The organism is Novosphingobium kaempferiae, assembly GCF_021227995.1.
Taxonomy (GTDB): Bacteria; Pseudomonadota; Alphaproteobacteria; order Sphingomonadales; family Sphingomonadaceae; genus Novosphingobium; species Novosphingobium kaempferiae.
On the sequence record NZ_CP089301.1, the window covers coordinates 4,377,209 to 4,391,094 of the forward strand.

Genomic DNA, 13,886 nt, shown 5'->3' on the forward strand with positions numbered 1-13,886 from the left:
GGTAGGGCGCGACCCGGAAGGCGGCAATCGGCATTTTGAACCGGACCGGCTCCGCTGGTTCAGGCTCCCGGGAAGTGGAACAGGGCATCGACCGCCCGATAGCGCCGCCGCGCGGCGATCATCGCAGCGGATGCCGCCAGCCCCAGTGCCACGGACATCGCGAAAGTCGGGGCGAAGGAACTGATCCCCACCAGCGGCAGGCCGCGCAGCGTGATCGCGATCACCGGCATGTGGACGAGATAGATCGTCAGCGAATGGCGACCCATCGCCTGCAGCAGCGGCAGGGGATGGCGGCCCGCGACCTGTATTCCCGCCGCCAGCACGCCCGCGACAACGATCAGGATCGGCAGCGCGTCATGCGGCGAATAGCGGATGGTGCGCTCGATGGCGGAATAGAGGCACACCGCGATGATTGCGGGCATGAGGGTCCACAGCAGCAGCCGGTCGCCCAGCCACGCCTCCATCCGCTCGCGCTCCCGGCCGAGGAACGATCCGACGAGGAACAGCGCAAGGAAGAACAGCAGCCGCTCTCCGTACTTGGTCCCGTCCTCGCAGGCGAGCGAGGCGAGGAATGCATAGGCGGCAGCGACCAGATGGAACCGCAGCGGGACGAGCGCGGCGACGATCGAGAACGCCATGATGAACAGCAGGAACCACAGATACCAGCCGCCCAGCCACCCCTCTGGCTCGACGAGGCGGTCGGCATGGCCGGACGCGAGCGCCCAGAGCACCGACCACACCAGATAGGGCCACAGGAGGATGCGCAGCCGATGCAGCAGGAAGCCGCGCGCGCCCTTGCGCAGCCCCCGGCTCGCCAGCAGGCCCGAGAGGAAGATCAGCGTCGGCATCCGCATCGGCGCGAAGAACGCGGTGGCGGCGGTGACGAATGGCGGCACTTCCCCGCCCTGCGCCTTGAAGTAGGACGAACTGTGCAGCAGCACGACGAGCAGGATCATCGCGCCCTTGCAGATGTCGATCCACGCCATGCGCGGGGCGGCGCCCGTCGCCTGCGCCATCGCGGGCTCACTCCGCAGCATGGGCGGCGACCACGGCGGCGGCGAAGCCGGCTTCGTGCAGGGCCTTGAGGACGAGGCCGTTGCGCTCGCTGTCGGGCAGTTCGACGGTGAACACCGCATTGGCCGAGCGGGCGGAGGCGCCGTCGAAGATGCGGTCGTGCGTCACCTCCAGGATGTTGCCGCCCATGTCGCCGATGATCGAGGCGGCAGGGCCGAGCGATCCCGCGTTGTCGAGCATCGGCACGCGCAGCCGCACCAGCTGTCCCGAGCGCACCAGATGACGTTGCAGCATCGCCGTCAGCACGCGCATGTCGATGTTCCCGCCACTGAGGACGAGGCCGATGCGCTTGCCGCGGAACCGCTCGGGATGGGCAAGGACGGCGGCAAGGCCCGCCGCGCCCGCGCCTTCGCACAGCGTCTTCTCGATCTGGAGAAGCAGCGCCACGGCGTCCTCGATCACGGCCTCGGGCACCACCAATATGTCATCGACGAGGCGCTGGACGTGCTCCAGCGGCAGCACGCCGGGCCGCGCCACCGCGATGCCCTCGGCGATGGTCGCACCGCCGACGAACGGGCCGTTGAAGCGGTTGGTGGCCCGCGCCATCGAAGGGTAGAGTTCGCTCTCCACGCCGATGACCTGCGTCTCGGGTGAAAGCGCCGCGAAGACGGAGGCGATGCCCGCGATCATCCCGCCACCACCGACCGAGACCAGCACCGCGTCGAGCGTTGGCCCCTGCGCGATGAGTTCGAGGCCGATGGTGCCTTGTCCGGCGATGATCTCGGGATCGTCGAAGGGATGGATGAAGGTCAGGCCCTGCCGCACGAATTCGGCGACGCTGGCGCTGGCCTCGTCGAAGTCGCGCCCGACCAGCCGGACCGTCGCACCGAAGCTTTCGGTCCGCTTGATCTTCACCGTCGGCGTGCTCTCGGGCATCAGGATAGCCGCCGGGATGCCCAGCTTGCGCGCGTGCAGCGCCACCCCTTGCGCATGGTTGCCAGCCGATACGGTGACGACCCCGCGCCGCCGCGCGTCCGGCCCCAGCGTCAGCAGCCGATTGAGCGCGCCGCGTTCCTTGAAGGAGCCGGTGAACTGCAGGTTCTCGAACTTCAGCCAGATCTCCGCGCCGGTGAGTTGCGAAAGCGTCTGTGAATGGAGGAACGGGGTGCGCAGGACGGCCCCGTCCAGCCTGCGCGCCGCCGTCTCGACGTCCGCCAACGTCACGTCCATGGTACGCCCCGGGCCTTGCGCCGCCCCGATCAATGACTGGCCGGGGCTGGAATGGCGGGGGTTGCGGCGGCGACCGCTTCGGGGGCAGGCGGCCATGACAGTCCGAGCTGGTCGAGGTACGTCTTGTACTTCTTCGGATCGTAGTAGAACTTTTTCATCTCGGGCCGGAATTGGGCCATGATGTCGGCGTTCATCTCGATGTAGGGCTTCTCGTTCGTCAGGACCGGCTGGTACTTGGTGTCCTTGGTCTGGACGTCGGTGAAGTAGCTCTTGGCCGCCGCGACGAGTTCGGGTTTGGTCAGCAGGTCGATCATCGTCATCGCCATGACCTTCGCCCCCGCGACCGCGCCCTTGTGGGCGATCGGCGTCGCCATGGTGATCGCGTTCGACCAGTTGTGGCCGGGCAGGTTCGGGATGTTGGAGGGGAAGCGCACGGTGATCGTCGGGCGGGTCCACGAAACGTCGCCGATGTCGTCCGAACCGCCGCTCTTGGGCTCCTTGTCGGGCGGGGTGAGCGGCTTGAGTTCGGTGTCGAGGCCGTCCTCGTCGCCGCCGACCAGCTTCTGCACCTGCTTGGCGAAAGCCTGTTCCTCCGGCGTCCAGGTGGGCAGGCCGACGAGCTTGATGTTCTCGTAGGCGGCCTCAGCCATCGGGCGGTTCATGTGCTGGGGCGCGGCGGTGCCGATGATGCGGCTGGACACGGTGGTGTCGGTCATCATCGCGGCGGCATCGGCGATCTTGCTGCCGATCTGGTAGTTCTTGCGGATGTTGTCGAAGGTCTGTTCACGGAAGTAGTACCAGACCGTCGCGGTGGAGGGCACGACGTTCGGGAAGTCGCCGCCGTCCTTGATGACGTAGTGCGAACGCTGCTCGGGCCGCAGGTGCTCGCGCCGGAAATTCCAGCCCGCGTCCATCAGTTCCACCGCGTCGAGCGCGCTGCGCCCGCGCCACGGGTTGCCCGCAGAGTGCGCGGATTCGCCGGTGAAGGTGTAGAGCACCGAGATGCCGCCGGTGCCCTGCGGCTGGCCCCACGCGGTCTGGAGGTTGGACGCGACGTGGGTGAACAGCACCACGTCCACGTCGGAGAACATGCCGTCGCGCACGAAGAAGGCCTTGGCTGCCACCGGCTCTTCCGCGACGCCGGGCCAGAGCTTGAGCGTGCCGGGGATCTTGTCGCGGATCATCAGTTCCTTGACCGCCAGCGCGGCCGCGACGTTGACCGCCTGCCCGGAATTGTGGCCCTCGCCATGGCCCGGAGCACCGGGGACGAGCGGCTCACGCCGGGCGACGCCGGGCTTCTGGTTGGCCTTGGGGATACCGTCGATGTCGGAGCCGACCGCGATCGTCGGGCCGCCTGTGCCGTTCTTCCACACCGCCGTCCACGCGGTCGGCATCCCCGCGGAGCCGCGCGTCACGGTGAAGCCGTTCTTTTCGAGGATGGCGGTGATGTACTTCGAGCTTTCGACTTCCTGCATGGCGAGTTCGCCGAAGCTGAAGATCGAATCCACCATCTCCTGAACCAGCTTGGCGCGCTTGTCGACGCCGGCGATGACGTCGGTCTTGAGCGCGGCGGCCTTGTCGGGGGCGGCTGTGGTGGCGGGCGTGCTCTGCGCCTGCGCCGGGGTCTGGGCGAGCAGGCCGAGCGCGGCGATCAGCGAAACGAGCGGAAGGGCAGGCGTCTTCATCGGAGGAACTCCGTCATGTTGGGCATCGGAATTTTCGGGAAAGAGCGGGCAGGTCGCTGGGTGGAGCGACCTGCCCGAGTGGGTGGTCCCGAAAGGATTGTCTGGAAAACTCAGGGAGCGATCAGGCTGTCGAACAGCAGCTTGTAAGTGCCGTGGGCCTGGTCGCGGTGCTGCGGACGGAAGCCGATGAGGATGACCTCGCCCTCGCCGTGCTTAACCGAGACCATCGCCGCCTTGCTGGTGAGGTTGTCCTCGCCCAGCAGCCAGCCGCTGCGCAGCACGTTCTTGTCGACGTAGCTGGCGATGACCGTCACGGCGTCGTTGTGGATGCTCGGCTTCACCTCGTAGGCCTGATTGCCAGCCGTGAAGATCGCCAGCGCGTCCTTCGGCATGCCCATGGCGTAGGGGCTGGAGGTGTCGACCTTCATCTTGAGGGTTGAGCCCGGGCTCCAGAACTTCTTGGAGGGCAGGCCCGCCAGCACGTCCGTCACCGGCAGGTCGAACTTCTCGATCGGCAGGGTTCCGGCGCGCCCGAAGGTGACGAGGCGACCGCCCGCCTTCACGAAGTCCTCCAGCGCCTTGGTGCCGGCATCGCCGAAGCCGCTGACGTACTGCGCCGGCACGCCCTCGAGGCTGTCCCACGGGCTCGGCTTCTCGCCCTTGCCGAGCACGCCGGTCATGGCGGAAACGGCATCGTCGGGAAGCACGATCACGTCGTACTTCTTGCGCAGGTTCCCCGCCTTGATCTCGGCGTCCATGATCGAGCTGTAGGGGTAGTCGTAGTTCTCGAAGAGGAAGCGGGTCCACCCCTCGTCGATGTTGCCGCCGCGATAGCGCTTGAGCATGGCCATGCGCGGGGTCTTGACCGGGGCCGAGCCGGTGACGCCTGCCGAGGATGCGAAGTCGACGCCGGTGGTGCCCGCGATCGACTGTGCCGAGGCGGCGGAGAGCCCGCTCACCACGAAGTCGCCCGCCTGCGCCGTGCCCGAAGGCGTGGTGACACGGGTGACGCTCGCGCCCGCCTTGATGGCGAGGTTGACTGCACGGAAGCTGTCGTTGAGCGCGCCGCTCAGCAGGTACGGACCGCTGCCGTCCACCTTGCCCGCCGGGGCGAGCATGGCGGAAACCGGCTCGAGGCTGGCGGTGACGGCGGTGCCGACCGGCGTGCTTTCCACGCCCATGAACTCGGTCAGGGCGTCGGTCGACATGTCGTAGGGGCGGATCGGCGTGCCGTCGGCGGTGCGGGCGTAGACGTCGTCGGGGAAGTGCGTCTCGCCCAGCAGCCAGCGCACCACGCCCATCTTGGGCTGGCTCATCGGCACGACGAAGCTGCCCGCCGGATAGACCCGGCCTTCATGCACGAACTCGGCGGGCGCGCGGTAGACGTTGACGCCTTGCAGCAGCAGCGCGTTGATCATCTTGTCGACCGTCAGCGGATCGTGCTGGTCGATGGAGACGATGTACGCCTTCGTCTCGCCGGTCGTGCCGCGCTCCACTTGACGCTGGGCCTTGAGGTACATGTTGCGCAGCACGCGGTCCTTGTTGCGCGCCGCCGTGTCGACCAGCGACCACGAGGTGACGAGCTGGCGGTCGACGATGTCGCGCGGACGCCACCAGCCGCCGGGCCAGGGATCGGGCATGTTCATCTGCGGCGTGTTGTCAGGTACCGCACGCTGGCCGCCCTTCAACTGGTCCGGATGGACGTAGAGCGGCGTGGCGAGGCTGGCGCTGGCGGATTCGTCCAGCATGCCGGTGATGTTGTGGAACGGCGTCAGCCAGTGGAAGCCGAAGTGGCCCCAGCCCGAATAGATGGCGTCGCCGATGCCGCCCGACAGCTTGGCCTTGTCGAGGTCGTAGGCCATGTTCGAGCCGTACCAGGTCATCTCGCGCCAGACGAGCGGATCGCCGAAGGGGCGGATCGGATCGGTATAGGGCGGGATCGAGATGCGCGGCGAATACTGGCCCATCTGGTGATGGTCGATGTACGCCTCGGGGATCCAGTCGCGGAACAGCACCGAGCCGAGCAGCTTCGATTCCGCCTGCGTCTGCATGAAGGCGTCGCGGTTGTTATCGTGGCCGACGTACTTCTGGTAGAGCCACGGCATCGCGCCGCCCTCGTAGGGCGTGCCGACATGCTTCATGTACCAGTCCTGCACCATGTCGTGCCCGTCCGGGTTGAGCGAGGGCATGACGATGGTGATGACGTTGTCGAGGATGCGCTGCGTGTCGGCATCGGTGCGCGTGACCATGCCGTGCGTGAATTCCACGGCGGTCAGCGACGAGCCGATCTCGCTGGAGTGCAGGTCGTAGGACTGAACGACGATCGCCTTGCCGTCGCGCACGATGGCCTCAAGCTCGTCCTGCGAGGAACCGCGCGGATCGGCCAGCTTGAGGTTCATCTGGCGATATTCCTCCAGCCGCGCGAGGTTCGCGGGGCTGGAGATGAACATGGCCAGGAACGGGCGGCCCTCGGTGGACTTGCCCAGTTCGACGATCTTGATCCGGTCGCTCGATTTCTCCAGCGCGCGGTAATAGTCGACCATCTTGGCATAGGGTTCAAGCTTGCGATCGGCGCCCATCTGATGGCCGAACCAGCTTTCCGGGGTCGGCACGGCGGACTGCGCCGAAACCGGGCCTGCGGTGGTGAACGCCAGCGCCATGGCCGCCGCGCAGAGTGCGACCGCGCTGCCTGATTTGAGGAACCTGCGCTGCGACTTACGTGCCAAACGCATCATGACTAACTCCATCGATCGGTGAAACGGTCAGGTGCGGCCGGGACCGAACTTCACGGTCCCGGCGCGCGGGAAGGTCAGAACTGCTTGGAAAGCGACATGAAGAAATTGCGCCCGAGGACGTCGTAGGTCGACGCATCATATGTTGCAGGAGTGTTGGAGTAGGACGGCGGTGCCTTGTTGAAGATGTTGGTCACGCCCGCCCGCAGCGAGACATCGCCTTCGAACTGGAAGCCGAGATTGAAGTCGAAGGCATGGTAGGCGGCGATGCCCTTCGGCGCGCTGGCCGAAGTCACCGAGTTCGAGTGGTCCATCTTGTCGATGAAGCGCCACACCAGCGAGGCGTCGAACTGATCGTCCGAGTAGCCGAGCGTGGTGTTCGCCTTCCACTTGGGATGCGAGATGCCCGCGTCGCTCTCGATCGTGAAGCCGATCGTGCCCGAATAGTCGTAAGTCGGGCCGCCCGGCAGGTTCTGCACCTTGAACTTGTCGAGGTAGCTGACGACGCTGCGGAACCGCAGCGTGCCGGGCGAGGCGATGCCGATGTCGTCGAGGCCGAGGCGCCAGTCGAACTGGACGTCGATGCCCTGCACCTCGAACGTGCCGAGGTTGAGCAGCGGCTGGCTGGTCGGCGGCTCCAGCGTGCCTTCCGGCGCGCGGGACAGCAGCTGGCAGTAATAGTTGTTGACGTCGTAAGTCGGGTTGGAAGAACCGTCGGCGTTGAAGCAGTACTGGACCGACTGCGACACCGCCAGGATGCCGATCGCGTCGCTGATCTTGATGTTGTACCAGTCGACCGACATGCTCATCCCGCTCAGGATCGGCGAAGTGAACGGCGAATTGAGCACGGCGCCGAACGACCAGGTGTCCGCGGTTTCCTCGTTGAGATCAGGGTTGCCGCCAGTCAGCGGGAAGATCTGCGAGGTGCCGACGAAGCCGGAGGTGGAGTCGCCGTAAGTGCTCGCGGTCATGCCCTGCGCGATGCACAACGCTCTGACCTGCGCCTCGTTCGCGCCTGCGCGATAGGAGGAACGGTAGTCGCAGGGATCGCCCGCCAGCACGGTGCGCGCCGCCTGGCCGATGCTGCTGCTGCCGGTCGAGATCGGCGCGTAGAGCTCGCCCACGCTCGGCGCGCGGATCGAGCGGTTGTAGCCGCCGCGCAGGCGCAGTTCGTCGAACACCTGCCAGTCGAAGTCGGCCTTGTAGGTGTGCGCGCCGCCGATCGAGTTGTAGTCCGAATAGCGGTAGCCGAGGTCGAGGTTGAACTGCTGCACCAGCGGCAGGTCATGCAGCACCGGCACCAGCATTTCGGCGAAGAGTTCCTTCACGTTCACGCTGCCGCCCGACGAGCGCAGCACCGAGAAGCCGATGATGTCGCTGGTGCCGTCGGGCTGGTTGAGTGCGTCGTCCGCCTTGAAGGTGAAGGAGTTCTTGCGGTAGCTGGCGCCCAGCGCGAAGCGCACGTCACCGGCGGGCAGCTTGAACAGGCCGCCCTGCATGGTGGCGGACACGATGTCCTGCTCCATGCGCGTGGTGTTGAGCGTGTCGCGCTTGACGTATTCGGCGCAGGCATCGGAAATCGGCAGGTTGCCGAAGATGTTGAAGTCCGTGCAGTTGCCGAGGCCGCCCGTGGGGCTGGCGAGCAGCGCCTCCATGCGCGAGAGGCTGAGGCCGCCGGTCTGGCCGTTGCGGAAGTTGGACGAACTGCGGCTGCCGTAGAATTCCCAGGTCAGGTCGCCGATGCCCAGCTTGCCGTTGAGGCCCGCCATGAACTGCCACACGTCGTAGTCGTAAGTCTGGCCGCGGTTGCCGATGGCGTTCCAGGCCTTGTAGAACTGGAAATCGGCAGTGGGATCGGCGCGCGATGCCAGGATCGTGCGCAGGTCATCGGGAACGAAGTAGCTGTTGTACGGAATATTCTGAAGATAGACGTTGTTAGACAGCGTCGTATTGACGATCGAATACTGCGAATAGGTCGTGTAGTTGAACTGCGCGAAGGCGGAGATATCGTCGGTCAGGTCGTAATCGGCCCGACCCATCGCCGAATAGCGCTCCATCTCGGACTGGATGTCGCCGCCGGTGAAGCCGAACTTGAACTGCTGTGCGGGACCGAAGATCGAATTGCCCGAACTGACGAAGTAGGCGTCGTCCGTCTCCACGCCCTTGAAGTTGACCACCGGCGCGTTGTTCGCGGTGTAGAGCGTCCCGTCGTTGTTGAAGCCGATCTGCGCGCCGCCGCTGTACAGCCGACTGCCGTTGCTGGCGACGAACGGGGCATAGCCGTACTGGCCCGCGAAGACCGAGTTGACTGCCGCCAGCGTCGGCTCGTTGCCGGTGAAAAGCGCGGAACCGTAAGGGTTTGCGGCGTTTCCGGTCTCGGTCGTGCGGTCCGGATACCAGGGGCGTTGGCGGCGCTTGGCGCGGTCACGCTTCGAGTAGTCGAGCGCAACGAAGGCACGGCCGCGTCCATCGTCGAAGTTGCCGCCGGCGACTGCGGAAATGCGGAAATTGCGGCCGTCTCCGTAGTTCGAGATACCCGTCTGGCTCTTGATGTTGAGCCCCGTGATGTTCGACTTCAGGCGGAAGTTGACGACGCCCGCCGTCGCGTCGGAACCGTAGGCGGTCGATGCGCCGCCGGTGATGACCTCGATATTGCCGATCACCGCTTCGGGGATCGTGTTGAGATCGACCGAGCCGTCCGGGTTCGACGGCTGCATCCGCTTGCCGTCGAGCAGGATCAGCGTGCGCTTGGAACCCAGGCCGCGCAGCGTCGCGTAAGCCTGGCCGCCGGACAGGCCGGTGCTGGTGGTGGAGGTGTTGCTCTGGCCCAGACCGCCCGCAAACTGCGGCATCTGCGACAGTGCGCGCTCCACCGTGAGCTGGCCGGTGGCCTCGATCTGCTCCTCGCCGACCGAGACGATCGGGCTGTTGGCCTTGTAGTCCGGCCGCGCGATCAGCGACCCGGTGACGACGATTTCCTCGGCGACGTTTTCTTCCGCCGGAGCGTCCTGCGCCATGGCGGCCTGCCCCAGCGGCAATGCCAGAGCGGAACTTCCTGCGGCGATGAAAAGTGCAGTGCGCAGACGATCGATGCGCCAATGGCGCTGATTGAGACTGTCCATCATGGGCTCATCCCCTTTTGCTGAGCGACACGAACTGAACACCCTCTCCAATTTTATTGTTATGGTTGTGCCCTGTGCGGTTTGGATATTTTGATTGAGGTGCAAGAATCCACTTCCGAAAGCACAGTAAAGTGCATCGAAATACGCGCGCTTCTTCGCTCTCCACACGGATAAACGTGTGCAGATTCGCGCCTGGCCTTGATGGCTCTGTTTATGGAGATTTGGATATTTCTTCGTCAGTCCAGCTGGATTCGTTAGCTGGTCTGTCCACCCGCACCAAGAGTGACTCATGTAGGATTTATGTCAAGCGGAATTTCTTTTTAGTGGTCCACTATGCTGGATTTTATCCGCAGAGCGGTGGACGGGAATTTCTAGTCATTGTTTTATCAAGGAAATATCGAGTCCCGCGATCGTTGCCGGAATGTGAAAACCCGCACCGAAGACTGTGTCCGGTGATTCGTTTTGGAAACAGTCAGGCGCCCGGGACGGCGGGAACGACGTCGAAGGCGATGGTGGTGCGCAGGCCCTCGCCGGTGAACGGAACGGTGCCGTGCCACATGTAGGACGGGAAAAGCGCGAGCGTTCCGGGCTGCGGGCGCACATGGAACTGCGCGTCCAGATCGACCATCCCCGGCTGCCCGAAGGCGAGCCATCCTTCGCGCGTACCGGACGCCCCCTCCTGCGGCAGATCCACGTAGAACGCCGAGGAAATCCAGCCCTGCGGATGGACATGCGGCAGATGACGGCCACCCGGCCGCAACCGCACGGACCACATCCCGGCAAACCTTCGCCCCTTCCCGAGCCGGGCGCGCAGCACGTCGTCGCCAGTGCCAAGGCTCGCCAGATAGCCGTCGATCACCGGCGCCAGCGCTTCCGGGAAAGCGTGCAGGGCCGGGTCTTCGGAACGCAGCAGGTTGCTGCCCGTCTGCGTCCCTTCCCGCAGCGACTGGTCGAGCGGATGGGCGCGAAAGCCGTGCAGCGCCTTGAGCGCATCGAGCAGGTCGGCGAGGTAGGTTGCGAGGCTCGGCCAGCCCTTCGGAGCCTCGATGGACGCCGCGCGCACGAAGCGGTCGTAGTCGTAGAATTCTGCCGCGCGCGCATCGTCCCGCAACCGCCATGCGGTCCAGCGCGCGGCGATAAGCCCCTGATCGAGCGGAGTTTCCGCCAGCAGCGAATCCAGCAGGACAAGCGCACCCCCCGCCTCCCGGTTGGCTAGGAGTGCATCCGCCAGTTGCCGCATCGCGGGCCGCGAACCCGGCGCGAGAGAAGCCGCACGCCGCGCATGGTCGAGCGCGCGTTGGGCGTCGAACTGCATCGCCAAGGTCGCGGCAGTGGCCTGCGCCTGCGGGTCCGCCGGGTCCATGTGCGCCGCAAGCAGCGCGTGCCCTTCGCGCGCCATGCCCGCCGAAGCGAGGAACGCGGACTTGAGCATGGCGACAGCGCCGCGCGGCAATCCCCTGGCATCGGCATCAAGCCGCGCCAGCACCGCGTCGATCCCCTCGCCCGCCATCCACGCAAGCTGCGCCCGGTCGCGCAAGGCGTCGAAGTAACCGGGACGCAGCGCCAGCGCGGCGGCGAACGCGGCGTCGGCTTCCGCGATCCGGTTCTGGCTCTGGAGCGCGCGGGCAAGGACCAGCCGCGTCTCGGGCGCGGCGCTGCCCAGCGCGATGGCCCGGCGCGCTTCCGCCTCGGCCTGCGCGGCATGGCCCGCATCGCCCAGCGCAGCGGCAAGGTTGTGGTGCGTCGCCGCCTTGCCCGGATAGAGCGCCGCGATCCGCCGCCGTTCGGCGAGCCGCTCGTCAGGCCGGTCGAGCGCCTGCCACGCCCGCGCGCGTTCGGCGAGCAGAGGCTGGGACGGACGCGCAGCCTTCGCCGCAGCATCGGTACAGCGCAGCGCCGCGACATGATCCGCCGCAGCATTGAGCAGGCGCGCCAGTTCCACGGCGGCATCGTCGAATGCAGGCTCGGCCGCGAGCGCCTGCGTCTGGCAGCACCGCGCGCCTTGCGCATCACCGCCCAGCCGCGCGATCACGCCCTTGAGGTGCCAGGCCCGCGCCGATGTCGTCCGGTCCGGATTGCTGCGCAGCATGGCGTCGAGCACGGCCGATGCCTGCGCCCGTTGGCCCAGCCGTATCAGTTCCGCCGCCCTGCCAAGTCCCGCGTTCGACAAAGTCCAGTCCTCTTGCGCGCCTATTCGCGCGAGAGTGCCGCGATGATCGCCGCCAATGCAACCCCGCTGCATCGCAGCATGGGCGGCTAACGTCAGGACATGACGATCAGCAGCGCTTCCGCCCGCGTATCGGTCATGTTGCGGATGGCGTGGGGAAGGTCCGCCGGATAGCGCGCGACAGCCCCTTGCCCGACGAGCGCGGTGGTCTCCGCGCAAGTGACGACCATCTCGCCGGACAGCACGGTCAGGTGTTCGTTGCTTCCCGCCGCATGCGGGTCAGAGACCAGTTCAGCGTGGGGCTCGAGGGTCAGGTGATAGAATTCGAACTGGCCGACGCTCTGCGCGGGGCTCAGGATCTTGAGCAGGCAGCGCCCGTCCTCCGTGCGGATTTCGGGCACGAAGCTGGCGGCGGTCATCTCGATCTTGCCGCGCCGCTCGACGTGCTTGCCGCCGACGAACTCGCCGATCTCGACGCCGAGCGCCTTCGACAGATGCCACACCGTCGCCAGTGTGGGATTGGCCTGCCCGCGCTCGATCTGCGAGAGCATGGAGCGCGATACGCCAGAATTCGCCGCGAGCGCATCAAGTGTAAGCCCCTGCTCCTTGCGTAGCTGGTGGAGCTTCGGACCGATCGCCGGGGGGTCGCCTTTGACTAGCATGACACCTCACGAGAGTATGCGATTGCCACTGGATTGGACAGAATATCGAAAAGGCGTCTCGTGGTCCCGCAGATTTCGAGGATGACCGGAAACGCATTAGGGAATGATGAATGAAGTGGTCTTGCCTGCATGGTACGATTGCTTGGCTGCACGCGACGGCCGCATGCCCAACGTCGCGGACAGGCTGAAACCGTAAGCGTGGGAACGAGTGCCGGCGTTCGAGGACGAGAGGCCGACATCGGCACAGGCCCACCCGCCCGTGCATCCAGAACCTCCACCCTATCACGGAAGTCGCCGCCTGCAATAGCGTGGATTTCCCGTTGCATGCGCCCACGACCCTCGCGAACATCGCGGCGTGCTTTCCAGATTCGCCATCTATTTCGACGAAGTCGCCCGGCGCGGCTCGATCCGGCGTGCGTCGGAGTTCCTGAACGTCGCCTCCTCGGCGGTGGACCGCCAGATCCTGAAGATGGAGGCGGAGCTTGACGTGCCACTGTTCGAGCGGCGACCGCACGGGCTGCGGCTGACGGCTGCGGGCGAGGTACTGGTCGGGCTGGTGCGGCGATGGCGGCGGGAACTGGCGATCGCGCAGGCGCAGATCGACGAGCTGCGCGGGATGCGACGCGGCGAGGTGACACTGGCGCTGGCGGAGGGCAGCGCCGAACTGGTCAGCCGCGTGCTGCTGTCGTTCCGCAACCGCTATCCGGGGATCATCTTCCACCTGCGCATCGCGCCATCGCAGGCAATCGTCGATCTGGTGCTGTCATCCGAGGTCGACGTCGGCGTGACCTACAACCCGCCCGACCGGCAGGACTTGCGGGTGGAGCGTGCCATCGTCTCGCAGATCGGTGCGGTGCTGGCGCCCGACCATCCGCTCGCCGGGGAGAGCGAGGTGACGCTGGCGCAGTGCGCTGACTATCCGCTGGTGGGGCCGGACGAAGGCCATTCGCTGCGTGCGGTGATCGACAAGGCCTGGTCCACCAATGTCGACGGGATGCCGCGCTTCTCCGCCAGCGCCAATTCGGTGGAGCTTATCAAGGCGCTCGTCATCGGGCGGATCGGCATCGGCCTGCTGACCCCGCTCGACATCGTGTCCGAAGTGGAACGCAGGGTGCTGAAGTTCGTGCCGCTGACGGGTTCAGGCATTCCGCTGTCGGTGCTGTCGATCATCAGTGCCTCGGGACGGCAGTTGTCGCCGCCCGCAGCGCTGATGCTGCGCCACTTCGCCGACGGGTCCATCGACAATTGACCGCCTGATGGTGGTTTGCCTTTTT

General features: G+C 66.1%; 8 protein-coding genes. 1 reads left to right on the plus strand and 7 read right to left on the minus strand.

Translation table 11 applies throughout. The features are described 5' to 3' along the window. Positions 1-59 precede the first annotated feature (59 nt). The 7 genes from LO787_RS19910 to LO787_RS19940 all read right to left on the minus strand — a co-directional run bounded on the left by LO787_RS19910 (position 60) and on the right by LO787_RS19940 (position 12,612). On the minus strand, positions 60-1,037 hold the full coding sequence (locus LO787_RS19910) for an acyltransferase family protein (RefSeq protein WP_232492722.1): 978 nt from the start codon (positions 1,035-1,037) through the stop codon (positions 60-62). Beyond that, positions 1,024-2,244: a threonine ammonia-lyase gene (locus LO787_RS19915; RefSeq protein WP_232492723.1), complete on the minus strand. Its 1,221-nt coding sequence runs from the start codon at positions 2,242-2,244 to the stop codon at positions 1,024-1,026. Before LO787_RS19915 ends, LO787_RS19910 begins: the two co-directional genes overlap by 14 nt. Before the next feature lie 29 nt (positions 2,245-2,273). Further along, positions 2,274-3,929, minus strand: a complete 1,656-nt coding sequence (locus tag LO787_RS19920) for an amidohydrolase (protein ID WP_232492724.1) — start codon at positions 3,927-3,929, stop codon at positions 2,274-2,276. Between the two features lie 110 nt (positions 3,930-4,039). Beyond that, positions 4,040-6,664: a M14 family metallopeptidase gene (locus LO787_RS19925; RefSeq protein ID WP_232492725.1), complete on the minus strand. Its 2,625-nt coding sequence runs from the start codon at positions 6,662-6,664 to the stop codon at positions 4,040-4,042. A gap of 74 nt (positions 6,665-6,738) precedes the next feature. Further along, complete coding sequence (locus tag LO787_RS19930; protein ID WP_232492726.1) at positions 6,739-9,786, minus strand: TonB-dependent receptor plug domain-containing protein; 3,048 nt, start codon at positions 9,784-9,786, stop codon at positions 6,739-6,741. 469 nt (positions 9,787-10,255) lie between these two features. Beyond that, a complete protein-coding gene (locus LO787_RS19935; protein WP_232492727.1) occupies positions 10,256-11,953 on the minus strand; it encodes a putative 2OG-Fe(II) oxygenase in 1,698 nt (565 codons plus the stop codon). A 92-nt stretch (positions 11,954-12,045) separates the two neighbouring features. Further along, positions 12,046-12,612 carry a helix-turn-helix domain-containing protein gene (locus LO787_RS19940; RefSeq protein WP_232492728.1) on the minus strand — a complete coding sequence of 189 codons (567 nt, stop codon included), beginning with the start codon at positions 12,610-12,612 and terminating at the stop codon, positions 12,046-12,048. Positions 12,613-12,967: 355 nt separating this feature from the next. On the opposite strand from LO787_RS19940, the gene LO787_RS19945 reads away from it, so the two are divergent. Beyond that, the gene (locus tag LO787_RS19945; RefSeq protein WP_232492729.1) at positions 12,968-13,861 is read left to right on the plus strand and encodes a LysR family transcriptional regulator; all 894 of its coding nucleotides are present in this window, start codon (positions 12,968-12,970) and stop codon (positions 13,859-13,861) included. Positions 13,862-13,886 lie beyond the last annotated feature (25 nt).

Bases quoted from the DNA above. Each gene is read 5' to 3' on its own strand.
- LO787_RS19910 (WP_232492722.1), bottom strand. From the start codon at position 1,037: ATGCTGCGGAGTGAGCCCGCGATGGCGCAGGCGACGGGCGCCGCCCCG.
- LO787_RS19915 (WP_232492723.1), bottom strand. From the start codon at position 2,244: ATGGACGTGACGTTGGCGGACGTCGAGACGGCGGCGCGCAGGCTGGAC.
- LO787_RS19920 (WP_232492724.1), bottom strand. From the start codon at position 3,929: ATGAAGACGCCTGCCCTTCCGCTCGTTTCGCTGATCGCCGCGCTCGGC.
- LO787_RS19925 (WP_232492725.1), bottom strand. From the start codon at position 6,664: ATGATGCGTTTGGCACGTAAGTCGCAGCGCAGGTTCCTCAAATCAGGC.
- LO787_RS19930 (WP_232492726.1), bottom strand. From the start codon at position 9,786: ATGATGGACAGTCTCAATCAGCGCCATTGGCGCATCGATCGTCTGCGC.
- LO787_RS19940 (WP_232492728.1), bottom strand. From the start codon at position 12,612: ATGCTAGTCAAAGGCGACCCCCCGGCGATCGGTCCGAAGCTCCACCAG.